At 67.8% G+C, this 26,098-nt stretch carries 13 protein-coding genes; 8 read left to right on the forward strand and 5 right to left on the reverse strand.

The features are described from left to right. Positions 1–81 precede the first annotated feature (81 nt). Together ABE546_RS00820 and ABE546_RS00825 are read left to right on the forward strand one after the other, a co-directional pair. The gene (locus tag ABE546_RS00820) at positions 82–639 is read left to right on the forward strand and encodes an ECF-type sigma factor (protein WP_346462299.1); all 558 of its coding nucleotides are present in this window, start codon (positions 82–84) and stop codon (positions 637–639) included. Positions 640–672: 33 nt separating this feature from the next. Further along, complete coding sequence (locus ABE546_RS00825) at positions 673–3,426, forward strand: serine/threonine-protein kinase (protein WP_346462301.1); 2,754 nt, start codon at positions 673–675, stop codon at positions 3,424–3,426. Positions 3,427–3,439: 13 nt separating this feature from the next. Here ABE546_RS00825 and ABE546_RS00830 read toward each other — a convergent pair whose 3' ends face one another. Continuing rightward, positions 3,440–4,993 (reverse strand): thioredoxin family protein, encoded by a 1,554-nt coding sequence (locus ABE546_RS00830; RefSeq protein WP_346462303.1) that lies wholly within the window; start codon positions 4,991–4,993, stop codon positions 3,440–3,442. 306 nt (positions 4,994–5,299) lie between these two features. Between ABE546_RS00830 and ABE546_RS00835 the strand changes: the two genes are divergently transcribed. Together ABE546_RS00835 and ABE546_RS00840 are read left to right on the forward strand one after the other, a co-directional pair. Beyond that, complete coding sequence (locus ABE546_RS00835) at positions 5,300–8,293, forward strand: TonB-dependent receptor (protein WP_346462305.1); 2,994 nt, start codon at positions 5,300–5,302, stop codon at positions 8,291–8,293. A 125-nt stretch (positions 8,294–8,418) separates the two neighbouring features. Continuing rightward, the gene (locus ABE546_RS00840; protein WP_346462307.1) at positions 8,419–9,069 is read left to right on the forward strand and encodes a hypothetical protein; all 651 of its coding nucleotides are present in this window, start codon (positions 8,419–8,421) and stop codon (positions 9,067–9,069) included. A gap of 6 nt (positions 9,070–9,075) precedes the next feature. Here ABE546_RS00840 and ABE546_RS00845 read toward each other — a convergent pair whose 3' ends face one another. Both ABE546_RS00845 and ABE546_RS00850 read right to left on the reverse strand, forming a co-directional pair. Then, on the reverse strand, positions 9,076–10,473 hold the full coding sequence (locus ABE546_RS00845) for a sensor histidine kinase (protein WP_346462309.1): 1,398 nt from the start codon (positions 10,471–10,473) through the stop codon (positions 9,076–9,078). Further along, positions 10,466–11,140: a response regulator gene (locus ABE546_RS00850; RefSeq protein ID WP_152153215.1), complete on the reverse strand. Its 675-nt coding sequence runs from the start codon at positions 11,138–11,140 to the stop codon at positions 10,466–10,468. The genes ABE546_RS00845 and ABE546_RS00850 overlap by 8 nt, the downstream gene beginning before the upstream one ends. A gap of 62 nt (positions 11,141–11,202) precedes the next feature. Between ABE546_RS00850 and ABE546_RS00855 the strand changes: the two genes are divergently transcribed. From ABE546_RS00855 to ABE546_RS00870, 4 genes are all read left to right on the forward strand, one after another. Next, complete coding sequence (locus ABE546_RS00855; RefSeq protein ID WP_346462311.1) at positions 11,203–12,462, forward strand: TolC family protein; 1,260 nt, start codon at positions 11,203–11,205, stop codon at positions 12,460–12,462. Next, positions 12,459–13,637, forward strand: coding sequence for an efflux RND transporter periplasmic adaptor subunit (locus tag ABE546_RS00860; protein ID WP_346462313.1), 1,179 nt, complete (start codon positions 12,459–12,461; stop codon positions 13,635–13,637). Before ABE546_RS00855 ends, ABE546_RS00860 begins: the two co-directional genes overlap by 4 nt. Continuing rightward, positions 13,634–16,738, forward strand: a complete 3,105-nt coding sequence (locus tag ABE546_RS00865) for a CusA/CzcA family heavy metal efflux RND transporter (protein WP_346462315.1) — start codon at positions 13,634–13,636, stop codon at positions 16,736–16,738. Before ABE546_RS00860 ends, ABE546_RS00865 begins: the two co-directional genes overlap by 4 nt. Positions 16,739–16,812: 74 nt before the next feature. After that, positions 16,813–17,100, forward strand: coding sequence for a hypothetical protein (locus ABE546_RS00870; protein WP_313218331.1), 288 nt, complete (start codon positions 16,813–16,815; stop codon positions 17,098–17,100). An 8-nt stretch (positions 17,101–17,108) separates the two neighbouring features. Here ABE546_RS00870 and ABE546_RS00875 read toward each other — a convergent pair whose 3' ends face one another. Together ABE546_RS00875 and ABE546_RS00880 are read right to left on the reverse strand one after the other, a co-directional pair. Beyond that, a complete protein-coding gene (locus tag ABE546_RS00875; RefSeq protein WP_313218333.1) occupies positions 17,109–17,369 on the reverse strand; it encodes a hypothetical protein in 261 nt (86 codons plus the stop codon). Then, the gene (locus ABE546_RS00880; protein ID WP_346462316.1) at positions 17,366–26,077 is read right to left on the reverse strand and encodes a glucoamylase family protein; all 8,712 of its coding nucleotides are present in this window, start codon (positions 26,075–26,077) and stop codon (positions 17,366–17,368) included. Before ABE546_RS00880 ends, ABE546_RS00875 begins: the two co-directional genes overlap by 4 nt. Positions 26,078–26,098: the final 21 nt, after the last annotated feature.

A 26,098-nucleotide genomic window follows, 5' to 3' on the forward strand; every position in this document is an offset into this window, starting at 1 on the left:
CCAAGGCGCCCGTGCGCTATCATCGGCCATCAGGGACGGGGGCGTCTGGCCGGAGAGGCTGGCGTCTTGGGAGCGGGGATGATGAGTGGCGATGTCACGCAGTGGCTGCACCGGTGGCGGCGCGGGGATCCGCAGGCGCAGGCGCATCTGTTCGATCTGATCTATCCCGCGCTGCGCGAGATGGCAGCAGCCCGTATCGGCCAGCGCCATGCCGACGTGACCCTGCGGCCGACCGCGTTGATGCATGAAGCGCTGTTGCGGGTGATGGGCTCGGACGTGGAGTTCGTGGATCGCGCGCACTTCCTCGCGCTGGCGGCCTTGAAGATGCGCGCGGTGCTGGTGGATTTTGCGCGCAGTGGCGCGGCAGCCAAGCGCGGGGCCGGGGCGTGGAACCTGACCTTGTCGCATGCTGATCAGGACGTGCCCTATGCGCCGACCTGCGACTACGAGGTCCTGTCGCTGCACCAGGCGTTGAACCAGCTCGCCGGGCACGATGAGCGCGCCGCACGTGCGGTGGAATACATGTATTTCGGCGGGATGGACCGGCAGGAAATCGCGGTCGTGCTGGAGGTGTCGGTGCCGACGGTCGACCGCGATCTGCGCTTTGCGAAGGCTTGGCTCAATCAGCGCCTGGCCTGATCGGGGGCGTTATCGTGACAGGGGGATGGGGCAATGACGGATGACCGCTGGCAGCAGCTGCGCACGATGTTCGATGCGGCGTGCGAACTGCCGCCGACCGCGTGGCGCACCGAGCTGGGGCGGATGACCAACGATCCGGCCCTGCTGGATGAGGTGATCGAGCTGCTGGAAGCGCAGACCATGGCGCTGGACAGCGCGCAGCGCCCCCTGCGCGAGTTGATTGTCCAGCTTGCCGAGCCGGATGTGCAGGTGGGTGAACGGATCGGTCCTTGGCGGCTCACCCGGCGCGTGGCCAGTGGCGGCATGGGAGCGGTGTTCCTCGCCGAGCGCGCTGACGAGACCTACCAGCAACGGGTGGCGATCAAGTTGCTTCGCGGCTTGCCGACGACCGAGATCAGCCAGCGCCTGGCCGCCGAGCGGCAGATGCTGGCCGGGCTGGAGCACCCCAACATCGCCCGGTTGTACGACGGTGGCAGCACCCCTTCCGGCCAACCCTATCTGGTGATGGAGTACGTGGACGGCGAGCCACTGGACCACGCCTGCTGTGACCGTCCGCTCGATCTTTCCCAGCGCCTGCAGCTGTTCGTTCGGATCTGCCGTACGGTGCAGGCCGCGCACGCACGCCTGGTCGTGCACTGCGATCTCAAGCCCAGCAATATCCTGGTGCGCGCGGACAACGAGCCGGTGCTGCTGGATTTCGGCATCGCACGCTGGCTGGACAGCGCAGCCGAGTCCCGCGCCGACCGTTTCTACACGCCGGTCTACGCCAGCCCTGAACTGATTGCGGGCGAGCCGGTGGGTGTCACCACCGACGTGTACAGCCTCGGTGTGATCCTGGTCGAGATGCTGGCCGATCGCCGGCTTGGCCATGATGGGCAGCCGGCGGGTGCCGCGGTTCCGTTGCCCAGCCGCTGGGCGCGACCATCGTGCGCGTGGCGAAAGCACCTGGAGGGAGACCTCGATGCGATCGCGGCCAAGGCCAGCGCACGTGACCCGGCCCAGCGCTATGGCTCGGTGGAGGCGCTGGCGGATGACATCGAGCGCTGGCGGACGCATCACCCGGTGCGGGCGCGTGGCGGCCGAGCGGGCTACCGCACGCACCGGTGGCTGCGTCGGCACTGGCAGGCGGCCGGCGTGGCCGTCGCGGTGACGGCCATGGCGGGCGGCTTCGTCTGGCGATTGAGCGAATCCAGTGCGCGCGCTCAGGAAGAAGCGGCGATCGCCGAGCAGGTCAGCGAGTTCCTGGTCGCCGCCTTCGATGCCGCCGATCCGCGCGAGCGCGGTGCACGCGGCACCGAAGATGTCAGTGCACGCGCAGTGCTCGATGCCAGCGCGGCGCAGGTCGATGCGGAGCTGGCCGATTCGCCGGCGTTGCGGGCGCGCCTGCAGAGCGTGCTGGGGCGCGCGTACCAGAACATCGGCCTGCCCAAGCAGGCCGAGACGCTGCTGCGCAGCGCGGCTGAAGGCCTGGCATCGCCGTCGGTCGATCGCGCGCGCCTGGCGGCGCAGACCTACAGCGATCTGTCGGTGGAGATGAGCAACGGCAAGCGGGGCGAAGAAGGTCTGAAGTACGCCGAACGTGCGCTGCAGCTGCTTGATCGCGAAGACGATGCACGCACGCGCGCACATGTGCTGAACTCGCTGGGCCTGGCCTACAGCCAGCTGGAGCGCTATCCCGAGAGCGAGGCGGCGTTCCAGCAGTCGCTGGCAATGCGCAGCACCGTCCGCGAGCCGGGCACGGAAGGCGGCACCGCCACGGTGATGCAGAACATGGGGCTGATGTACCGCAACCGCGGTGAGCTGGACAAGTCCGAGCAGCTGCTGCGCGACTCGCTGGAGATCAAACGGCGCCGCAGTGAGACCAGTGCCGATTATCAGCACGGACTGCACGCACTGGCCATGACCCTGCAGGAAGGCGGCAAGCCGAACGAGGCTGCACCGCTGCTGCTGCAGTCGCGCGATCTCAGCCTGCAGCTGTATGGACAGGACAGTTCCCGCACGGCCCTGGCGTACTGCGAGTTGGCCTTGCTGCACATGGATCTCGGTCGTTACACGGAGAGTGCGGAGGGCTTTGATACCTGTCTGCGCATCAGTGCGCTCACCAGTGGCGAAGACAGCATCGACCACGCGATCAACCTCAACAACTACGCCAACCTGGAAGAAGCCCGCGGCGATATGGGCAAGGCGGAGCAGCTCTACCGGCGCTCGCTTGCGATCCGCCGCCAGGTCCTGGGGCCGGACAAGCCTTCCAGCCTGCGGGCAGAGATGAACCTGGCGCGGCTGCTGATGCGCAGCGGTCGTGCCGACCAGGCCGGCCCGCTGATCCAGCGCGTGTTGCCGATCTGGCAGCGGATCAGCCCGGCCGACGCGCCGGATCTGCGCATTTCGCACCTGGGCGAGATCGAGTGGATGATCCACCGCGGGCAATCGGCGCAGGCAGAGCAGGCGCTGCAGGCGATGGCGCCGATCGTACCGTCGATGTCGCCGCCGTTGCAGCTGCGCTACCAGCAGATGCAGGCCGAAGCGGCGCTGCGTGCCGGGCAGGCCGCCTTGGCGGCGACCCGCTGGCGCGCGGTGCTGGAGGGCAATGTTGCGTTGTTCGGGGCAGAAGCGCCGTCCGTGGCACGCTACCGCGTACCGCTGGCCGAGGCGCTGCAGGCCAACGGCGAGCGGGAGGCTGCGCGCCGGCAGATCGCGCAGGCCAAGCCACTGCTGGAGGCAGAGCTGGTGCCCGGCGCACCCTATCTGCAGCGACTGCATGCGCTGGAGGAGCGCCTCAAGGGTTAGGCGACGCCCCGCATCAGCTTTTCAGCCACCCCTGGCAGCCTGCACTGCCGTCGTCCGAGGTGGCCGCCTTTGCGCACGTTGCGGTCATCCGCGCCTGCAGCCGGGTGAGGCTCTCCGCGCCGTGATGCTCGCGGCTCCACGCCTGCAATGCGGTACCGAGCCGTTCGAAGCGCTGGCGGGTGCGCTGGTGGTAGCCGGCCGGCTGCACGGCGAGATCGGCGATCACCTCGCCCGTGGCGGTCTCGATCGCCGCCGCATCATCCGGGCTCAGGCGCAGCAGGCCCTCCACGTACAGCACGCCCCACTGCACGCGGGTGGCCGGCCCCTGTGCGCCCTGGTAGGCCTTGTGCAGCCAGGCGATGGCCGAAGCCTTGTCGCCGCGTTCTTCGGCAAGGTCGGCCAATTCAGGCATGTAGTAGTACGGCGTCTCACTCCGATCAAGCTCGGCGAGCAGCAGTTTCTCTGCCGCAGCGTCGTCGTCGATCTGGCGCAGCACGTACACCGCGGTGCTGATCGTCGCTTGGCGCTCGTGCAGCGTGGTCGCGGCCGCATCGGCGGCGGCGACGCGTTGCGCCGCCTTTGTCTTCAGCGCGGCCGGAATGGGCTGGTCGGGGTGCTGCTCGCGCTGCAGGGCGAGTTCGGTGATCACCGTGCCCAGCCGCGCATCGGCCTTGTCGCCGAGTGCGTGGTCGGCGGCATCCAGCGCCTTGAGCAGCTGCACTCCCAGCTGCTGCGCCTGTTCCGGCGTGGCACTGGCCAGCGCCACCAGGGCAGGGCCTTGGTAGCCCAGCAGGTCACGATTGGCCCGGACCTCCGCGGGTGCTGCAAGAACGGCATCGAGCAGGGTGCGGGTGCGGGTGCGTTGCGCCGGTGTGGGTGTCTTGTCCGGCTTGCCGGCGCCGAGCGCCAGTAACGCGAACCGCCGCTGCAGCGCAGGCTCGGGCGCCGCCGTGGCCAGTTGCTGCAGCAATGACGCTGCATCACGTTCACCGGCGAGGCGATTGGCATCCACTTCCCAGCCGTAATCGCCGAGCACGCGCCAGTCGTCGGCGCTGACATCCCCGGGTGTGCTCAGGGCGTGCTGCAGCACCTCGCTGACGGCCGTGCGGCGGCCGGCGGCCAGGGTAAGTGCGCGGGTCAGCGCTTCACTGTCGTTGCCACCGGCCAGGCGGGTGAGCTCGTTGCGCTCGGGGTCGAGCACGATCAGCGTCGGGTAGCCGCGCACGCCGAAGCGCTCGCCCCAGGCCTGCGCGCCTTCTTCGTCGCCATCCAGATAGACGGGCACGTACTGCCGGGTCAGCGCGATGAAGGCCGGATCCTTGAACAGCGTGGCCTTGAGCTGGTTGCAGGGCGGGCACCACACCGCGCCCCAGTACAGCAGCACCGGTTTGCCGCTGTCGCGCGCCTCGGCGAAGGCGTCGTCCACGTCGCCGTGGCGCCAGGCAATTTCCGCAGGCGCCTGCCCGGTCGCAGCAGGCGTGGCGGTGGCAGCGGGGGAGGGGGCCGGGGTGCAGGCAGGTAGCAGGGTGACCACACCCAGCAGACCAAGGGACAGAGCAAGGCGCATTGAGGAATCCAGAAGGGGAGGCAGGGCAGGAGGCGTGCCTGATTGTAGGAAGCGTGGGCAGCTCCGGCCGCATCCCCTTGATTCGGATTGCTCATGACGGCAGGCCTTGCCGTGATAAGGCGCGTGCAGCCAGCCTGCGCGCTTCGCCTGCGTAGCGTTGCCATGCCGCTCGCGCGGTGACGAATGTCATGGTTTGGTCGCACGCGATATCGCCATCGGCGAACACGACATAACGCCTGCGCATTTCTGCATTGGGGCAGGAGCGGGATTAATGAAATCGTTTCCCCCACTACCGATTGCCCCACGATGACAATAGCTCGTTCTTCCCTGCGCCCGCACCTGCTGGCAGTGGCGGTGTTGCTCGCCACCGCATCTCCCTTGGTACATGCACAGTCCACCACCGGCGCGATCGCCGGTCAGGCGCCTCCATCGGCGCAGCGCATGTTCGTTCGCAGCGACACCGGTCTTACCCGTGAAGTGACGGTGGACGCGCGCGGTCGTTACACCATCCCCCAGCTGCCGCTTGGTCGTTACTCGGTGGAGGCGCGTGATGCCGACGGCAACGTGCTGCAGACCCGGCAGAACGTCGCGCTCACCGTCGGCACCAGCACCGAGGTCTCCTTCGCCGAGGTCACCCGGCTGGATGGCGTCCAGGTCAGCGCCGACCGCGCCGCGGCGGCCATCGATGTCAGCAGCGTGGATTCGCGCACCGTGATCACGGCCGAGCAGCTGCAACGGCTGCCGCTGGGCCGCTCGGCCGAGGCCATTGCCCAGCTCGCGCCCGGCGTGATCGGCAACAGCGGCAACGGCACGTATGCCGGCCCGACCGGCGCCCAGCTGGTGAGCTTCGGCGGTTCGTCTGCCGCAGAGAACGCGTACTACATCAACGGCTTCAACAGCACCGACCCACTGCGCGGCCTGGGCGGCCTGACATTGCCCTACGGCAGCATCGACCAGCAGGAAATCTATACCGGCGGCTACAGCGCCAAGTACGGCCGGTCCGATGGCGGCGTGATCAATGCGGTCGGCAAGCGCGGCACCAACGCGTGGCACTTCGGTGGCCAGGCGACCTGGGAACCGGCGTCAGCGCGTTCGGACAAAGATGACGTGCGGTATCCGGGTGACGGTGCGCTGTATGCGCCGGAGAGCAAGGACCGCGAGTGGGTCAGCACGCAGAGCATCTACGCTGGGGGCCCGCTGATCGAAGACCGGCTGTTCTTCTTTGGCTCCTACGAGCTGGAGCGCCGCGAGGGCACCGACGTCAAGAATGTCGAGGCCACCAATGCGTATTCCAATTACGAGTACGAGCGCCCGCGCTGGTACGCCAAGGTGGATTGGAACATCACCGACAACCACCTGCTCGAAGTGACCGGCGCCTCCAGTCGCAACGTCTTCCGGGGCGACATCTTCGCCTACGACTACGACACGCTCACCCGTGGCGCCCAGCGCGGCAAGGAAGACACCACCAAGACCGGTGGCGACCTGTGGACGGCCAAGTACACCGGGTACCTCACCGATCGGCTCACTGTCAGCGCGCAGTACGGCGAAATGCGCACGGATGACTACATCGGCAACCCGGCCTACGACGGCAGCCTGACGTACCTCAACAGCCCCACGCTGCAGAACCCGGCCCTGACCGGTGGTGTGCCGATCACCAATGCGCAGACCACCTCGCTGCTGGTCAACCCGGACCGGGGCAACCGCAGCAACAACCTGCGGCTGGATGCCAACTACGTGTGGGGCGACCACAGCATCACCGTCGGCATCGACAACCAGAACGCCCGTGCCTTGAACCGTGGCTCGGTCGCCTCGGCCGATGGCTACTACTGGATCTACGGGCAGTCCAACCCGAACGTGCCGATCAACACCGGCCTGGGCGTGCCGGCCACCGGCGGCATCCGCAATGGCGAAGACGGCTACTACGTGCGGCAGTACATCTACAGTGCGCTGGCCTCGGTGCGTGCGTCGCAGCGGGCGCAGTACATCGAAGACAACTGGCAGGTGACCGATCGCCTGCTGCTCAACCTCGGCCTGCGCCTGGATCAGTTCACCAACTTCAATCGCGATGGCGATGCCTACATCAAGCAGACCAGCGGTCAGTGGGCGCCACGTCTTGGCTTCAGCTGGGACGTCGATGGCGATGGGCGGTTCAAGGTGTTCGGCAACGTGGGGCGCTACTACCTCGCACTGCCGCTGAACCCGGCCTTCAATGCGGCGGGTGCGACGCTTGCCACCTCGACGTACTACACCTACGGCGGCATCGACAGCAACGGCTACCCGACCGACCTCACCCAGTTCTCCGGCGCGGTGTCGGCCAACAACAACTACGGCCTGCTGCCGGATGCGAAGACGGTGGCCACCTCCGGCATCGAGCCGTCCTACCAGGACGAGTTCATCCTCGGCTTCAGCAAGGCACTGGGCCAGAACTGGGTGTACGGGGCCAAGGCGACCTACCGCGTGCTGCGCAGCGGCGTGGACGACTACTGCGATATCGATGCGGTGCTCGGCAAGGCCAGCAGCCTGGGCTACAACGTGACCAAGGACAGCAACCCGGTCAGCTGCTGGCTGATCAACCCCGGGCGCGCCAACACCTTCAATCTGGTCGACACCGGCGGCAATTACGTGACCGTCCCGCTGAGCAACGCGGAAATGGGCTTCCCGCAGTTCAAGCGTAACTACTACGCGGTGAACCTCTCGCTGGAGCATCCGTTTGATGGCCGCTGGTATGCCCGCGGCGACTACACCTGGTCGCGCAGCTACGGCACCACCGAAGGGCAGCTGCTCTCCGGCATCGGCCAGACCGCCGTGTCCACTACCCAGGCATGGGATTACGCCCAGCTGATGGAGCACACCAACGGACCGCAGAGCAACGATCACACCCATCAGTTCAAGCTGCACGGCTATTACCAGCTGACGCCGGAGTGGCTGCTCTCGGCCAATCTCAAGGTGCTCTCCGGCTCGCCGTTCAGTGCGCTGGGCTCGTATGGGCCGGACTACGAAGACCCTTCCGGCTATGGCATCGCGTATCACTTCTACAACGGGCAGCCGGCGCCTCCGGGCAGCCAGGGGCGCCTGCCGTGGCTGAAGCAGCTGGACCTGGGGGTGTCCTACCGCCCCGCGGTGGCCGAGGGGCGGCTGGGCTTCAATCTGGATGTCTTCAACGTGTTCAACAGTCAGGTGGCGCTGTGGAAGTCGCCGTACTCCGAGCTGGATCCGGGCCAGCCCGATCCGCTGTATGGCGCAGCGACCATCCGGCAGGCGCCGCGATCGCTGCGGGTCAGCGTGAGCTATGACTACTGAGCGGTGCCTCGCGAGCGGCGGTATGGCATGACGTTCACGGATCGCGAGGCAGTCTGGGGCCATTGTCAGGGGAGCCCCTTATGCAAAAGCAGATCCGGAACAACGCAGGGTGGATGGCGGTCGGTTTGACGGCCCTTCTGTGTGCCTGTTCGCCGCAGGGCGAAGGCGGTGCCACAGCCGTGGTGCAGCCCAGCGGTGCGGACCCGGGGGCGGCGAAGGCCGCTGATCCGGGTCCCGCCGCGGCCACGGCCGGGCGCCCCTCACCGGTGTATCAGGACGCGGCGCCCGGCATAGCGGTTGGCCCGGTCGTCGGTACCCGGGTCGCCCGCGATTTCCAGCGCGATTACCTGGCGTCCTCGACCTGGAAGCTGTTCGCGCCGCCGGACAGCGTGGGCATGCCGTTGGTGGCGCTGGTGCTGGAAGGCTCGGATCGGGTCACTGCCGGGGAGTTGCGGATCGGACGCAGCGACAACGCCGCATCGGTCCGCACCTGCCTGGATACGCCAGCAGAAGCGACCGGTCCTGCCGCCTCGGCACCGGTGGATATCGGCGGCGTCCCGTTCACGCACTTCACCGTGGGCGATGCGGCGATGAGCCACTACGTGTCGGCCGAGAGCTATCGTGCGGTTCACCAGGGCAGCTGCTATGCGATCGACCTGGTCGTGGCTGGCACGCGCGCGGAGGTCTACGATCCGCCACGCACGCCGCCGTTTACGCAGCAGGAGGCCGCGACACGGCTGGCCGACGCACTCACGGCGGTGTACTGGGTGCCGTGAAGGCGGTCATCCGCGTTGCTCAGGGAAGGCGAGCATGACCTTGGCGCCGCCCAGTGGCGACGTGCCGATGGACAGCGTGGCGCCGTGCCTGCCGGCAATCTCGGCGACGATCGCCAGGCCCAGCCCGCAACCATCGCCGCTGGCGTCTCCCCGCCAGAAGCGTTCGGTGACGCGGCCGCGCAGCGTGGGATCGATGCCGGGGCCGTTGTCATTGACGCTGATACGGATCTCGCCCTGGATCGTTTCCACGCTCACCGTGATCACGCCTTCAAGCGCGCCGTAACGCATCGCGTTGTCGACCAGGTTGCTGATCGCTTCGCGCAACAACTGCGGTTCTCCGATCAGCATCACACCGGCATCCGGCCCTTCGTATCCCAGGTCGACGCCTGCGATCACGGCGCCATCCATGAGGCGCTCCAGTGCTTCGCGCGCCAGCTCGGCAATGTCCACCGGCCGCATCGCCAGCATCGCGCCGGCGCTGTCTTCGGAACGGCTCAAGATGAGCAGTTGATGGGTGAGGTGGCGCAGGCGCGTCAGCCCCCGCAGCAGGCCTGCCAGTGCGTCCCGCTGTGCGGCCGGATCCTGTTCGCGCAGCGCGCTCTCCAGCTCGATCTGCAGCCCGGCCAGCGGTGTGCGCAACTGGTGTGCCGCGTTGCTGATGAAGCGCTGCTGGGCATCCTGCATCGCCGAAAGCCGGCTCACGAGCTGGTTGAAGGCATCCACGGCGGGCCACAGCTCGCGCGGCGCGGCGTCCTGTGGGTCCAGCGGCATCAACGCATCAAGCGGAGCACTGGCCAGCCGCCGTGCGGCACCGTTGGTATGCCGCGCTGCGGCGCCGGTACCTGACCAGGCCAGCCACGCGGCAAGCAGCAGGATCGTGCCCTGCAGCGGAATGCTCGCCAGCAGCAGGCGATGCTCCAATCGAAGGCGTTTGGTACGGGTCTCGGCCACGCGGATCACAATCGGGGTGGCCGAACCCGGCGGAGTCATCGCGACCTGCACGACGCGCACGTCGCGGCCATCGATCAGCGCGTCATAGTAGCTGCGCGCCGGGCTGTCATCGGCGTCCTCGGCCAGCGCGGCGGTGGCCCTCGGCAGCGCGCCGGTACCGTAGAGTCGCGTGCCATCGGCGCGGGTCACGTCGCCATATATCCGATCCACCGTGTCCCAGGTGAACATGCGCGAGACGGCGGGGGAAATCTCCATGTGGACGGTCTCGCCGCGCACCTCGATCAACTGTGCCAGCGACATCGCCGAATCCAGCAGCCAGCGGTCGTACACCTGTTCGGCGTAGTGCCGCGCCAACACGAACGAGCCGACCGCACTGGCCAGCAGCAGCACCAGCAGTGGCAGCCACAGGCGCCGCAGCAGGACGCCGCGCAGGCTGTACGGTGCCTCAGCCATCACTGGCCTCCAGGCGGTAGCCAAGACCACGGAGCATACGGATGCCGACTTTGGCATCGGCCAGTTGCAGCTTGCGGCGCAGGCGGCTGATGTGGACTTCGATCACCGACAGGCTGGCCTCGTGATCCCAGCTGTAGACCGCATCGAACAGGCGCTGCTTGGCCACGATGCGCCCCGGCTGCTGCAGCAGGATCTCCATCAGGGCCAGCTCGCGTGCAGTAAGTTCCAGCGGTTGATCGCCAACACGCAGTTCGCGGGTGCCGGTATCCAGGCGCAGGGCGCCCAGCTGGCGCAGGGCAGGGGCCGTGGACTGGCGACGGGCGAGCGCACGCAGGCGCGCTTCGAGTTCGCCGAGGGCGAAGGGCTTGGCGAGGTAGTCATCGCCGCCACTATCCAACCCGCGGATACGGTCCTCCACGCCATCGCGTGCGGTGAGAATCAGTACGGGGACGGAAAAGCCCTCCTGCCGTAACCGAGCCAGCAGATCCAATCCATCGATGTCGGGCAAGGAAAGATCCAGCACCACCAGGTCGTAGCTGACGCTGGCCAGCGCCGACGGCGCGGCCAGGCCACGGGCGAGATGATCGCAGGCATGACCGGCGCGGGTGAGTGCGCGCACCAGGCCATCGGCCAGCGCGGCATCGTCTTCAATCAGCAGAATGCGCATTGCAAGGTTGACGCAAGGTTCGGGAAAGTTTGACGAAAGCGCTGCACCTTACCGTGTCGGCAATGAATACCACCACCCGCTGTGCCGCCCTGATGGCCGCACTTCTGATTGCGCCGGGCACCGCTTCGGCACTGACGCTGGCCCAGGCGGAACAGGCCATGGCAGCGCATAACCCGGATCTGCTCGCGGCAGCGATCGCGCTGCGCGGCACGCAGGGCGATGCCGTGAGTGCATCGCGACGCCCCAGCCCGGAGCTGAGCGTGGGCACCTCCAAGATCAGCCGGCAGGAGGGCATCGGCCCGGGCCGATGGAAAGACAAGCGCGTGGATTCCACCCTCGGCCTGGGTTGGACCTGGGAGCGTGGTGGCAAGCGCGGTTGGCGCATGCGTCAGGCCGACGCCTTGGTCGAGGCGGCCAACCTCAGCCTGCTCGACGGGCGACGCCAACAGCAGGTGGCGCTCACCGAGGCGTACTTCGGGTTGAAGGCTGCGCAGGAACTGCAACGCATCGCGGCGGAGGACCGCCGTGCGTCGGCGGAGAGCCTGGCTGCAGCGGACAAGCAGGTGGCGACCGGCGCCCTGGCCCCGATCGAGCGCGCACGGTTGGCGGTGGATGACCTCAAGGTGGCCGATGCCACCCGTGAGGCCGAGCGTGGCCTTCGCGAGGCACGCCATGTGCTTGCGCTGCTGTTGGGCAACGACATCGATGCTGCGCTCAGCGCCGACGATGCGTGGCCGCGCGCGGGCGCGACCGCGACACCCGCGACACCCGCACCGACCGCGTTGGAGGAGCGCGTTGATCTGCGTGCCGCCGAGGCGCGGGTGATCGCGGCGGACGCAGCACGTGCACTGGCCCGCAGTGAACGCCGGCGTGATGTGCAGTTCGGCCTCGAAGCCGAGCGCGAGCCAGCCGATATCGGCGGGGTGACCTGGGGCGTCTCGATGAGCGTGCCGCTGGGCGGTGCCAAGCGCTGGCGGGGCGAGCAGCAGCGAGCGGAGGCGGACTACGACGCCGCTGTCCTGGAACGGCAGCAGTTGCGGCGCGCAGCGACCGCCGAACTGGATCAGTTGCAGCACGCACTGGCCGCCGCCGCACAGCGCCGCACCGAGTACGAACAGCTGCAGGGACCGGCGGCAAGGCAGAGCCTGGACGGCCTGGAACTGGCCTATCGCCGAGGTGCCGCCACGTTGACGGATCTGCTGGACGCAAGGCGCAGCTGGCGCGAGTTCGAATCCGATCTGATCGATGCGCGGTTGGCGCATGCCTCCGCCCTGGCGCGCTGGAATGCCGCCGTTACTGCTTCCGAAGGACACCCCCGATGATGTATTCCCGCACCGCCGGCTCGGCCCGGCTGCTTTCGTTGCTCGTGGCCGCCTTGCTGGCCGGTGGCTGCGCGCGCGATGCCGGACCTGTGGCCGTGCCGGCCCCGACGGTCGACGGCGCCACCATCCGCTTCGCTGCCGACAGCCCGCAACTGAAGGTGTTGCGAAGCGAAGCCGTGACCGATGGCTCGGCCTCGGTCCTGCAGCTGCCGGCGCGCATCACCTGGGATGACACGCGTTCCAGCCAGCTGCGCTCACCGCTGCCGGGCCAGGTGGCGCGTATCGAGGCGGCGCCCGGCGAGAAGATCAAGGCGGGTCAGGTGCTGGCGTGGGTGACCTCGCCTGAGTTCGGGCAGGTGCAGGCCGAGGGCGCCCGTGGCGCCGCCGAGCTTCGCCAGGCACGCAACGAACTGGCCCGCGTGCGCGAACTGCATGAGGCCGGCGTCGCCTCGGGGCGCGAACTGGACGAAGCCGAATCCGCACTGGCGGCCAACGAGGCCGAGCATGCCCGCCTGCGGGCGCTGACCCGCGGTTTCGGCAGCAGCCGCAGCATCGACCAGCGCATGCCGCTGCGTTCGCCCATAGACGGCATCCTGGTCGAGCGCCGGATGAGCCCGGGCATGAACGTGTCGCCGGATGCCGAGCTGCCGTTGGCGGTGGTGAGCGATCCGGACCGCCTATGGTTGATCGTCGATGTTCCCGAGGCGCTTGCGGGTCGCCTCAAGCCCGGGATGGCCGTGAGCCTCACGCCCGGCCAAGGCGAGGCAGCGCACGCCGTACTCGGCCATGTGGATGACTACATCGACACCGAGCGCCACGTGGTGCAGGCGCGTGCCGAGCTGGACAACCGTGAGCGACGCTTCAAAGCGGGTCAGTACGTACGGGCTGCGATCACGGTGCCGATGGACGGGGGCGTATCGCTGCCGGAGGGGGCGGTGCTGCTGCTCGGGCGCGAGCAGGTGGTGTTCGTCGACGAGGGCAAGGGCCGGTTCGCGCGGCGATCCGTGCAGGCCGAGGGGTTGGGCCAAGGGCGCTTGTGGGTGGGCCAGGGGCTGGCCGCTGGCGCGCGCGTGGTCGTGGACGGTGGTCTGCTGCTGCAGCAGGTGCTCGATCAGAACGTTGGCAGCGCTGACGCACCCGCCGGTGGTGCGGCGGCCGCCAAGGCTGCCCCATGATCGATCGTCTGATTGCGTACTGCCTGCGTCAGCCGTTGATGGTGATGCTGGCGCTGCTGATCTTCATCGGCGCCTCGTTCGCCGCGTTCCGCGAGTTGCCGGTAGAAGCGTTCCCGGACGTCTCCGATACCCAGGTCACCGTGGTGACGCTGCACCCGGGGCGCGCGGCCGAAGAGGTTGAGCGCGAAGTCACGATGCCGCTGGAGGTGGCGCTGTCCGGCATCCCGCACTCGGTACGCGTGTTCTCGCACACCCAGTTCGGGCTGTCGATGATCATCCTGACCTTCGACGACGGTGCCGACGACTATTTCGCGCGCGCCCAGGTGATGGAGCGCCTGCAGGGCGTGGATCTGCCCGACGGCGTGCAGCCGGAGATGGAGGCGATGAGTTCGGCGGTGGGCGAAATCTACCGCTATGTGCTCCACGCACCACACATGAGCTCCACCGAACTGCGCACCGTGCAGGAATGGGTCATGGAGCGGCGCCTGCGTACCGTGCCGGGCGTGGCCGACGTGGTCAGTTTTGGCGGCTATGCGCGGACCTTCCAGGTGGAGCCGGACCTGGGCAAGCTGCGTGACCGCGGGATCAGCCTGGAGGGATTTGCCGAGGCGCTGGAGCGGGGCAGTGCGAACGCCGGCGGCGGCTATGTGGAGCGTGGGCAGCAGCAGTATCTGATCCGCGGGGTTGGGCTGATGCGTTCGCCGGCCGACATCGGCACCGTTGTCGTGGGAGAGCGGCAAGGCACCCCCGTGCTGGTGCGCGACCTGGCCCGCATCGTCGATACCGGCCTGCCGCGACAGGGCCTGGTTGGCCAGGATGACAACGACGACGCCGTGTTCGGCATGGTGCTGATGCGCAAGGGCGAGAACCCGTCCCTGGTGCTGGATGCCTTGCATGCGCGCGTGGCCGAGATCAAGTCCGATCACCTGCCGGATGGCGTCACGCTTGAACCGTTCTACGACCGCTCCTGGCTGGTCTCGACCACCCTGAAGACCGTCTTCCGCAACCTGGTGGAGGGTGCGGTGCTGGTGTTCCTGGTGCTGTGGCTGTTCCTCTACAACGCCCGTGCGGCGTTGATCGTGGCAGCGATGATGCCGCTGGCCTTGCTGTCGACCTTCCTCGGCCTGCACCTGTGGGGCGTGCCGGCCAATCTGCTCTCACTGGGCGCGATGGACTTCGGCATCATCATCGATGGTGCGGTGATCGTGACCGAGCATATCGTCTCGCGCATGTCGAAGATGCCGCCCGGCAGCACCCGGCGCGAGCGCATGGCGACGGTGTTGTCGGCTGCGTCGGAGGTGGGGCGGCCGACCTTCTTCTCGATGCTGATCATCATTGCCGCGCACATCCCGATCTTCACCCTGCAGCGCCAGGAAGGCCGGATGTTCGCCCCCATGGCCTATTCGGTGACGTCGGCGCTGATCGGCGCACTGATCCTTGCCCTGACCGTGGTGCCGCTGCTGTGCTTCTGGTGGCTGCGGCGCGAGCGGCTGAAGGGCGAGAACCCGGTGATGAACCGGCTGGTCGGCTGGTACCGCCCGTGGCTGGAGGGGGCGATGGCGCGGCCCCGTGCGGTGGTGCTTGCGGCAGTGGCCATGCTGGTGGTGACGCTGGCATTGGGCACGCGGTTGGGCTCGGAATTCCTGCCCGAACTGGACGAAGGCTCGATCTGGCTGACCGCCACACTCGACCCCAGCACCAGCCTGGCCGAGGCGCAGGCCCAGTCCCGGCGCATCCGTGACCTGGTGCGGACGTTGCCCGAGGTTTCGACGGTGGTGGCCAAGCTCGGTCGCCCCGAGGATGGCTCCGATGCCAAGGGCGCCAACCAGATCGAAGCGCTGGTGGCGCTCAAGCCCGAATCCGAATGGACCCGGAAGATCGACAAGCGCGAGCTGGTGGCGCAGATGCAGCGCATGCTGGAAGCGCGCATTCCCGGCCCCGAGTTCTCGATCTCCCAGCCGGTGCGCGACAACATCCTGGAAAGCATTTCCCAAATCAAGGGCCAGGTGGTGATCAAGGTCAGCGGCGAAGATCTGGACGTGCTGACCGGCCAGGCCCAGGCGATCCTGGCGCAAGTCAGAGGCGTGGAGGGCGTGGAGAGTGCTTTCATCGACCGCGACGGCAGCCTGCCGCAGCTGCGCATCGATATCGATCGTGATCGCGCAGCGCGCTACGGCCTCAACGTGCAGGATATCGATGCCGTGATCGAGACCGCCATCGGCGGCCGCGAGGTCGGCCAGCTGTGGGAGGGCGAGCGCCAGTTCCCGATCAGCCTGCGCCTGTCCGATGCCGACCGCGATCTGCAGCGCCTGCGCACCGTGCCGGTGGGTACGGCCTCAGGCCAGACGGTGACACTGGGAGATGTGGCGGACTTCAACATGGCCAGCGGTGCGATCAACATCTCGCGTGAGAACGCCCAGCGCGTCAAAGCCGTGAGCATCTTCATCGCCGGGCGCGATATGGGCAGCGTCGTTGCCGATATGCGCAAGCAGGTGGATGCCACCATCCAATTGCCAGAAGGCTATCGCATCGACTGGTCCGGCGAGTTCGAGAATCAGCAGCGCGCCATGGCCCGCCTGGGCTGGGTGGTACCGCTGTCGGTGCTGATCATCTTCGTGCTGCTGTTTGATGCCTTCAAGGACGTCACCAGCGCCGCGCTGATCCTGGCCAACGTTCCGCTGGCGATGATCGGCGGCATCCTGGCGTTGCTGCTGACCGGGATTCCGCTGTCGGTGTCGGCGGCGATCGGCTTCATTGCCTTGTTTGGGCAAGCGGTGCTCAACGGCGTGATCATGTTGACGCGATTCGGCCAGCTGCGCGAGCAGGGCATGGCGCTCTACGACGCCGTGGTGCAGGGCGCACTGCAGCGCCTGCGGACGGTGCTGATGACGGCGCTGTTGGCGATGTTCGGCTTGCTGCCGATGGCGACGTCGCATGCGATTGGGGCTGAGACCCAGAAGCCGCTGGCGGTGGTGGTGATTGGCGGGCTGTTGTCGGCGATGTTGCTGACCTTGCTGGTGCTGCCGACGCTGTACTACTGGGTGCATCGTCGACGGGAGCAGCGGCGGGGTGGGGCGGCGATGGAGGCCGAAGCGGTGTAGGTGACGTCGACTTCGCCTACTGGCGACGCCTTGTCGGTCAACTCCGGGCGTTCCCGAGCGAGCAGTGTGAGGACATGCTGCGATTCTCGAGTGGCCTGCGCCAGCGCATGGATGAGCGCATGGGGTTTGCGTTTGGAGGTATTCAGCGTCTCGGCATCTTCCCGGTCCTGGTTGCGCTCTATCTACAGTTCCGCAACTGGACGTGGGGAGACTGGGCTACAGCGTTCGATGTGAATCCAGTTGCGGGCCTGATCATCTGGATGATGGTGCTGCTGTATGCAGCTGGCTGGATGCTGATCGGGCTCCGAACCCGGCTGGATACGTACGTCAGCCTGCTTGAGGCGGCACTGCAGAAGCGGTGACGGAGCCATCACTCTCCTGGCTTCCCCGGCGGCACGCTGTCACCCCGTTCGTGCCACGCCGGAAGCTCCAGCGCATGCTCTTTGAGCATCGCCTGGATGCACGCGCACGCTTGATCTCTCTCCGCGTGTGCGCATTGATCCAGAATCTCTCCAGCGAGCATTTCGAACTGCGGCCAGAACTGCGCTGGATGGCGCACCTGCGCCACCCAGTGGTCCAGCTTGTCGGCCAGCGCATCAAGCTGCACCTGTATGTCGGGACGAACGCTCATCCCGGAGGTGCACCCAGATCAAGCGCGACACGGTAGTAATGGCCGTCGTCGCGGAGCAGGACGGTCAGGTCCGGCTGCAGGACGTCATCCACATGCAGCGTCGGCTGACCCTGCGCAGTGCGGGTCACCACGAACTCGTACAGGCTGCGCCCGAAGCGGTAGCTCAGTTCGAAGGACGGCCAATGATCGGGCAGGCAAGGTTCAAGCGAAAGACGATCACCGTCGCGACGGATGCCGAGCAGGGATTCCACCAGCAGGCGATACATCCAACCGGCCGACCCGGTGTACCACGTCCAGCCGCCTCGCCCGACGTGCGGCGACACGGCATAGACATCGGCGGCCAACACATAGGGTTCGACGCGGTAGGTCTGGACCGCCTCGGCGTCCAGTGTGTGGTTGAGGGGGTTGATCATGCCGGCCAGCTCCCAGGCACGCACTGCATCGCCCTGCTGTGCGAATGCCATCGCCGCCCACACCGCCGCGTGGGTGTACTGGCCGCCATTCTCGCGCACGCCCGGTACGTAACCCCGAATGTAGCCGGGGTCCTCCGTGGTCTGGTCGAAGGGCGGGTCGAGGAGCTGGATCAGTTTGGCGTCCTTTCGCACCAGATGCGTGTACAGCGAATCCAGTGCTTGGCTGGCACGCTCAGGCGCGGCCACGCCTGACAGCACCGACCAGCTCTGGGAGATCGAATCGATGCGGCACTCCTGATTCTGTGACGAGCCCAACATGGCGCCGTTGTCGAACCAGGCACGGCGATACCACGCGCCGTCCCAGGCATGCTGTTCCAGGTTCTGACGCAGGCGTTGGGCCTGTTCTTCGCACCATTGCGCACGGGCGGCATCGCCGCGCGCGTTGGCCAGCCCGACGAACCGGCGAAGCGTGTCATGCAGGAAGAACCCGAGCCACACACTTTCACCGCGCTGCTGGTCGCCGACGCGGTTCATGCCATCGTTCCAATCGCCGCTGCCCATCAACGGAAGCCCGCGTTCGCCGAGCAACCGGCACCCGCGTTCCAGCGCGACCACGCAGTGTGCATAGAGTGTGCCGCGCTGTGCCGAAAGGGTGGGCATGTCGTAGTAACCTTCCTCCTCCGGCGTCACCGCGCGACCCTCGATGTAGCCAACCACTTCGTCCAGCACGCTGGCGTCGCCCGTGACCTCCAGGTAGCGGCATGCGCCCTGGGGCAGCCACAGATAGTCGTCCGAGCAGCGGGTGCGCACGCCGCGACCTTGCGGCGGGTGCCACCAGTGCATCACATCGCCTTCGGTGAACTGGTGTGCCGCGCAGAGCAGCAGGTGTTCGCGGGTCAGGTCCGGGCGCGCGTGTATGAGGGCGAGCGCGTCCTGCAACTGGTCACGGAAGCCGAACGCGCCGCCGGACTGATAGTAGCCACTGCGTGCCAGGTAGCGGCAGCCCAGGGTCTGGTAGACCAGCCAGCCATTGGCCAGTGCGTCGAATGCCGGGTCCGGCGTGCGGACCTGCACCGTGGCCAGTACGTTGCGCCAGTGGATGCGCACGGCGTCCAGCGCATCGATGGCTTCCTGGTTGCCCTGGCGGCTTCGTGCCAACGCCAGCGTTTCCTCGCGGTCGCGCCCCGCGCCAAGGCGGAACGTGGTTTCACTGCGGTCACCCGGCGCCAGCTCCAGCGGCACCTGGATCGCCGCGCAGGGATCCATGCCCGCACCGGACCGTGCATCCAGACGCTCGCGACGCAACGCCGCAGGTGCGTGCAATCCGCCGTTGCGGCCGATGAACTCCAGGCGGTCACAGGTCCAGCCGCAGCCCTCGGCATCGGTGTCGAAGAAGGCCATCCGGCCGCCGAACTCGGTGCTGTAGCTGTTGCGCGCCAGCAGCGCCCCGGTCTGCGGGTCGCGTTCGGTGACCACGTGCATGCGCGACTTCGGGCGCAGGTCACCCATGACCCACTCCACGTAGCCGATGGCCGACAGCCGCCGCGGCCGTCCCGACAGGTTGTGCAAGCGCAGGACCGAGAACTTCAGCGGCGCGGTGACATCGACGAAGACCCACAACTCGCTGGCGATGCCGTCTTCGATATGCTCGTAGACCGTGTAGCCGAAGCCGTGGCGGGTACGGTACGCACCGGTGCCCCGGCATGGCAGCGGCATTGGCGACCAGACACGGCCGGTGTCCTCATCGCGCACGTAGAAGGCTTCGCCGCCGGTATCCGACACCGGATCATTGAGCCAGGGCGTCAAGCGGAATTCGTGTGCGTTTTCGAACCAGGTATAGCCCGGTGCGCTCTCGCTGACGACCGTGCCCAGACGGGCGTTCGCGATCACGTTGGCCCACGGGGCCGGGGTCGGGGCACCTTCGCGTACCACCACCACGTACTCGCGGCCATCCTCGCTGAAACTGCCGGTACCGTTGTCGAATCGGCCGGCGCCGCGGTACGGAAGGAACGGCCACGGGTCGTCCACCTCTTCGTCATGCTCAACGCCCGGGGGCAGGCCGGGTTCGGGCCCCGGGTCGGCGACGACGGGCAGCCCGGGCGTCTCTTCCATCGCCAGTGCCAGTTCCTGCTGCTCCGCCTGCGGCACCAGCGCCGGAATCCGCCGCACAGGCAGCGGCTGGCGCCCCACCTGCGCCGCCAGCGTGCCGTCCTCGTCGCTGAGCACCACCCGTGCCACCGCCTGCAGTAGAACGCGGTCCTCGTGGCTCATGTTCTGCACCGGCCGCACGAAAATGCCGCCGGGGCGATCGAGCAGGCCCGTCTCCGAACTGGCGGCCACCATCCCCAGGATCTGGTCCTGCAGTTCCTGCCGATAGCCGGCCTTGCTGTCGTTCCAGATGACCAGATCGGTGTTGAGTCCCTTCTGGCGCCAATACGCGTGCGCCTGCACGAGTTGCCTCACCAGTTCCACGTTCTCCGCGTCGGTGACCTTGAGCAGCACGATGGGCAGGTCGCCGGAGATGGCGTGGCCCCACAGCCCGGATTGCCCACGCTGGTTCTGCTGCAGGACCGCGTCGCCCGCGCGCAGCAGCGGATTGGCATACAGCACGTGGCTGGCCAGGCGCTCGTACAGCGAGGCCTCGGCCTGGCTGGCGTTGATCTGCCGGCGCACCACCTGGCTGTGTGTCCAGGACAGGTCGAAGACGCGGTCTGCCAGGCGGCGATCACGGTACTTGTCGACCATCGCCTCGCAACCGGTGCGGTCGGCACCGATGCCAAACACCATGTCCAGTTGCACGGTCTGCTCGGGCTCCAGCACCACCCGCACGCGGATGGCCACGATCGGGTCGAGCACCGAGCCGTCCGTGCCGGATAGGTCGATATCGGTGGTCAACGCCCGCGGCGTCCGCGGCGTGTTGCCACGGCCCAGGAAGCGCGCACGGTCGGTTTCGTAGGAGATCGACACGACCTCGGCGTCATGCACCGCGACCAGATGGAACATCCACGGTGGCACTTCGTCGTGCGAACGTGGCCGACGCGTGCAGAGCACGGCCTGCTTGGCGGCCAGGATCTCGCTCTGCACGAAAAGGTTGCTGAAGGCCGGATGCGCGTCGTCCGACGCTGCGGGCGCCAGCACCACTTCGGCGTAGGTGGTGATCTCCACCGTGCGCTGGCGACGGCCGCGGTTGGTCAGGCGCAGGCGCCTGAGCTCGATGTCATCCTCGGCGGAAATGGCGACCTGCAGGTGGCTCTCGCAGCCGCGGCGGGCACCGCGGAACTCTGCCTTGGCGTCGGAGAAGATCGCCTCGTAATGGTCCAGCGCCACGCAGGTGGGCTGGTAGGCGGCAGACCAGAACTCGCCGCTGTCCACGTCGCGCAGGTAGCAGAACGACCCCCAGGCATCGGTGGTGCCGTCTTCGCGCCAGCGGGTGAGCGACATGTCGCCGTGGCGGCTGTAGCCGCCGCCGGCGTGGGTCAGCATGCCGTGGTAGCGCCCGTTGGAAAGCAGCTGCACTTCCGGGCGCGGGCCCGCCGGGTCGCGCAGGACGCGCAGGGAGGTCTCGTGCTCGGCCATGGCCGAGTGCTCGCCCAGGGCTTCGACCTCATGCGGATGGAACACGCCGATGCGCGGAATACGTTCCTGCAGCAGCAGCAAGGTGGCCTGGAACTCGGTATCGGCAACGAAACGGCGCTGCATCGGCTGGTCGCGCAACAGGTAATCCAGCGACAGCAGGCCCATGCCCTGGTGGTGGGCCATGAACGAACGCAGCAGCACGTGGTCCTGCCCCGGGGGTACCCGGGCGGGGGTGTAGTCGATCGCTTCGTACATGCCAAAGCGCCCGGAGAACCCGAGACCTTCGAGTGCCTGGAGGTTCTGGCACGCCGCCTCCGGCGCCACCATCAGCGCCATCATGCTGGCATAGGGCGCGATCACTCGATCCTGGCCCAGGCCGCGTTTGAGACCCAACCCCGGCACGCCGAACGCACGGTACTGATAGTTCAGGCGGGCATCGACAGCATTGTAGCCCGACTCGGACACGCCCCATGGCAGGTTCAAGCTACGGCCGTAGACGATCTGCGCCTCGACCGCATGTCGCGCGGTCTGATCGAGCAGCGTATCCGGATAGCTGGGCATCACCAGCTGCGGCATGAGGTACTCGAACATCGAGCCACTCCATGACAACAGCGTCGGCGTGCCGTTGACCTCGGTGAGCATCCGCCCGAGCGCGAACCAGCTCTCCTGTGACAACTGGCCCTGGGCGATGGCGACGAAGGCGCACAGCCGTGCTTCGGACGCCAGCAGGTCGTAGAAGCTGTTGTCGAGGCGGTGGTCGTCGACGTTGTAGCCGATCGAGAGCAGGTTGCGGGTACGGTAGAACAGGAACCCGTACTCCATCAGCGAGAACTGCCCGGCGCGGTGTGCCAACGCCTGCAGCTGCTCGATGCGCGCGCGCGCGTCCGCACCGGCGGAACCGGGCAGGGCGGCCAGCTGGCGCAGGCTGGGTACCGGCGCCTCCACGTCCGCGCCGGCATCGGCAGGGAGGTCGGCGAGTGTCGCGTGGGCGGCATGGCATTCGGAAGCGAACAGGGCAGGCCAGTGCAGCGCACCTTCCTCGGGCGACTCCGGTGCCGGCCATTGCGCCAGCACGGCGTCGGCCAGACCGGCCAGCTCCTGCAACCGGGCGAGCAGCTGTGTCGTCCCACGGGGGTGGTCGGCACGCGCTGATGCCAGGCGCTGGCGAAGATGGTTGAGCGCCTCGCCCAGGAGTGCGTCAGCGGGGCGATGGCGCTGCCGTTCCTCTTCCAGCACACCGAGCGTATCGGCCAGGCCGTCGAAGGTATGTGGCGCCAGCACCGGCGCGTCCACCAGCGCGAGCAGGCCTTGGCGCAGCGTCAGCAGGTGGCCGGCCAGGTTGCCGCTGTCCACGGTGGAGACGTAGCGCGGCTGCAGCGGCGCCAGGGTTTCGGTGTCGTACCAGTTCAGGAAGTGGCCGCGATGGCGCGGCAGCTGGTCCAGCGTATCGAGGGTGAGGGCGGTACGTTCCGCGACCGCGCCCAGCTGGAGCCAGCCGAAATCCCACGCGGACAGATTGGCCAGCAGGGACAGGCCGATGTTGGTCGGCGAGGTGCGCCGCGCCACCACCAGCGTCGGGTGCTCCTGGATATTGTCCGGCGGCAGCCAGTGATCCTGCTCGCGCACCCACGCCTGGAAGAACGACCAGGTGCGCCGCGCCAGCCGGCCCAGGAATGCCCGCTGGGTCACGGACAGTTCGGCCACGCTTGCGGCCGGCGGCCGGCCCAGCCACGCCATCAACGCGGGCGCGAAGGTCCACGCCAACAGCAGGGGCAGGGCGACAGGCAGTGCCTGCGGAACCACGCTGGCCACGACCGCCGCCAGCGCAACCGCCAACACCGACGCCGGCGCCATCACCCGCCATTCCGCGCCGCGGTCGCTACCGAGGCGGCGCTCGACTTCGCTGGAGGGGTTCCATTGCAGCAGATGGCGGCGGGTGACGGTCATGCGCCAGAGCGTGCGCAGCACCGCGCCACCGGCCAGCAACGCTTCGTAGGGCAGACACGCGACCTGGGTGGCCGCGCGCAGCAACGACTGCAGCGTGCCGCGCCCGACCATGATGTAGTGCGCTTCCAGCGGCGTGTCGTCCGGAACGCTCAGCGCATCGCGCAGCATGCCGATCAGCGGCGGCGCGAACCACAGCGCCAGCACCCATGCCGTCCACGCAGCCGGGTTTTCGGCATACAGCCAACCCGCCACCAGCACGGCCAAGGCGGCGATCGGCACCAGGCTCCGGCGCAGGTTGTCCAGCAACTTGCCGCGCGACAGCAGGCTGAGCCGGTTGCGTTCCCATCCCGATCCCGGGCGCGGTGTCCACGGCATCAACCAGGGCAACAGCTGCCAGTCGCCGCGGATCCAGCGCGCACGGCGCTTGGCATCGGCGGCGTAGCGTTCGGGGTAGTCCTCGTACAGGCGCACATCGCTGACCAGGCCAGCACGGGCATAGCAGCCTTCCAGCAGGTCGTGGCTGAGGATGCGGTTCTCGGGCAGGCGGCCCTCGAGCGCATGCTCGAACGCTTCGACGTCATAGATGCCCTTGCCCACGAACGAGCCTTCGTCGAACAGGTCCTGGTAGACATCCGAGACCATGCGCGAGTACGGATCGATGCCGGGCTCGCTGCCGAACATCCGCGCAAACCGCGAGGTGCGGCGCGTGCCCAGACTGGTGCCGACGCTCGGCTGCAGGATGCCGTAGCCCTCCACCACGCGTTGCAGCGCCGGATCGAAACGCGGGCGGTTGAGCGGGTGCGCCAGGGTGGCGACGAAGGCGCGTGCGGCATCCCGCGGAAGCTGCGTGTCCGAATCCAGGGTGATGACGTAGCGGACGCCGACCAAGGCGGCCGTGTCACCGACGGTGCGCATGAATGCGGCTGCATCGCCTTGGCGGAGCAGGGCGTTGAGCGCTGCCAGCTTGCCGCGCTTGCGCTCGTGTCCCATCCACACCCCTTCGCCCGGGTTCCATTGCCTGGGGCGGTGCAGTAGGTAGAAGCGATCGCCGCGCTCGGCCGCGTAGCGACTGTTCAGTTCCTCGATGCGCTCCACGGCGTGCGCAAGCAGGGTGTCGTCCGTCGGCGTCTCGGCGGCCGCGGCGTCGAGGAAGTCCGTCAGCAGCACGAAGCGCAGCTGGGGATCGCGGTTGGCCAGGAAGCGGACCTCCAGCGCCTCGGTCAGCACATCGATGCCTTCGATACTGGACAGCATCGAGGGGACCGCGACCACGGTGGAGCAGGCGGCGGGGATACCTTCGCTGAAATCGAGCTTGGGCAGCGGCCTGGGCGTGACCAGTACCGTCGCCGTCCAGTTCACCAGGACGATGCCCAGCTCGCTGAACACCAGAAGCCCGAACAGCGCGGCCAGCCAGATGGGCACCGCGCCACTGCCCGATGCCAGCAGGCCGCCGGTGGCCACCACCGCCAGCAGGGCAATCGGCAGCAGGTACAGGGCAAGGGGCACGCGGTGCGCCAGTCGCCGGGCCTTGCGGTGCCGTGGCGCTGCCTCGGCCACTGCGTCGACGGTGGCCGAGGCGCCTTCGCCCACGAGCCAATAGCCCACGTGCGTACGTGGCCCATCGTGCGGCGCAGCCGCGCGTGCCAGATCCAGCGCGATGGTCGCAACGCGTTCTTCCGCAACGCGGCTACCGCGCGCGATCTTCTCTACGACGTGGCGATAGGCGTCGCGGGTGCCGAAATCCATCTGCGGATAGACGGCCATCGGGTCTTCCCGCAGCCGCTGCTCGACCACACTCATGTCTTCGACAAAGGTGCGCCAATCCATGGTGGAGAGGAAGCGCAGGCTGCCGATGCTGTTGCCGATGGAGACCTGGTCGGCCGCCTGCTGCTGGCCCTCGGCGGCGACCAGTTCGTCGATGCGCTGCCCGGCCGCGGCGGCCCACTGTTCCAGCCAGGCGATGGGCATGGCCCACGCGCCGCCGCGCCCCTGCAGCGAGCGGGTCAGCTCGGCGATGAAGGCACCGGTCAAGGGCGGCTCGGAGCGTGCCATGTCGGCCACCACGAGGACGACATCGGTCGGGGTGTCGGACGCCGCGCGATTGAGGTTGTCCGCCCATTGGGCAGCCAGGCCACGGTCCGTCCCGTCGCGCATCACCCGCGCAGCCATGCGCCGCAGATTCTCCAGCAGGGCCAGCCGCAGCATGATCGGAACGGCCCACAGTTCGCCCAGGCTCAGAGGCGCGAGCGACTGGTACGAGGCGATGAAACGGCCCAGCGTATCGCCGTCAATGCGGCCATCGCCATGCGCGATGGCCTGCATCGACAGCTCATACACCCGCGGCAACCCGGCCGAGGGGCCGGCGACCAGCGAAGGCAACTGCCGGCTGTAGCCGCGCGGCAGGTGGCGTCGCGCGGTCTGGATCTGTTCTTCGATCAGGTAGTAGTTGTCGAGCAGCCATTCCCCGGCCGGGGTCACCGGCCGCTGTTCGCGCACTACGTTGCTCAGCAGCGTGTTGGCATCTTCCAGGACACGCTCGTTGGCCTGCAGGCGATCGAGCAGGCGCTCTGCGCCAGGACGCATCCGCACCCGGTGTTGGCGCGCGAGTGCGCGGCCGTACACCTCCATCTGTTCAACGCTGTACAGCGCGGCACGCAGGGGGACCTCGGTGGCTTCGATGGCCGGGACCGAGGCCTGGCGCTCACGCCAGCGCCAACGGACAAGACGACGCAGGCGGAGCCAACGACCAAAAAGACGGCGAAAGTGGGGCATAGGTTACCGAGGGGGGGCAGG

This window comes from Stenotrophomonas sp. TWI377 (genome assembly GCF_039674525.1).
Lineage (GTDB): Bacteria > Pseudomonadota > Gammaproteobacteria > Xanthomonadales > Xanthomonadaceae > Stenotrophomonas.

Bases quoted from the DNA above. Each gene is read 5' to 3' on its own strand.
- ABE546_RS00820 (WP_346462299.1), top strand. From the start codon at position 82: ATGAGTGGCGATGTCACGCAGTGGCTGCACCGGTGGCGGCGCGGGGAT.
- ABE546_RS00825 (WP_346462301.1), top strand. From the start codon at position 673: ATGACGGATGACCGCTGGCAGCAGCTGCGCACGATGTTCGATGCGGCG.
- ABE546_RS00830 (WP_346462303.1), bottom strand. From the start codon at position 4,993: ATGCGCCTTGCTCTGTCCCTTGGTCTGCTGGGTGTGGTCACCCTGCTA.
- ABE546_RS00835 (WP_346462305.1), top strand. From the start codon at position 5,300: ATGACAATAGCTCGTTCTTCCCTGCGCCCGCACCTGCTGGCAGTGGCG.
- ABE546_RS00845 (WP_346462309.1), bottom strand. From the start codon at position 10,473: ATGGCTGAGGCACCGTACAGCCTGCGCGGCGTCCTGCTGCGGCGCCTG.
- ABE546_RS00850 (WP_152153215.1), bottom strand. From the start codon at position 11,140: ATGCGCATTCTGCTGATTGAAGACGATGCCGCGCTGGCCGATGGCCTG.
- ABE546_RS00855 (WP_346462311.1), top strand. From the start codon at position 11,203: ATGAATACCACCACCCGCTGTGCCGCCCTGATGGCCGCACTTCTGATT.
- ABE546_RS00860 (WP_346462313.1), top strand. From the start codon at position 12,459: ATGATGTATTCCCGCACCGCCGGCTCGGCCCGGCTGCTTTCGTTGCTC.
- ABE546_RS00865 (WP_346462315.1), top strand. From the start codon at position 13,634: ATGATCGATCGTCTGATTGCGTACTGCCTGCGTCAGCCGTTGATGGTG.
- ABE546_RS00870 (WP_313218331.1), top strand. From the start codon at position 16,813: ATGCTGCGATTCTCGAGTGGCCTGCGCCAGCGCATGGATGAGCGCATG.
- ABE546_RS00875 (WP_313218333.1), bottom strand. From the start codon at position 17,369: ATGAGCGTTCGTCCCGACATACAGGTGCAGCTTGATGCGCTGGCCGAC.
- ABE546_RS00880 (WP_346462316.1), bottom strand. From the start codon at position 26,077: ATGCCCCACTTTCGCCGTCTTTTTGGTCGTTGGCTCCGCCTGCGTCGT.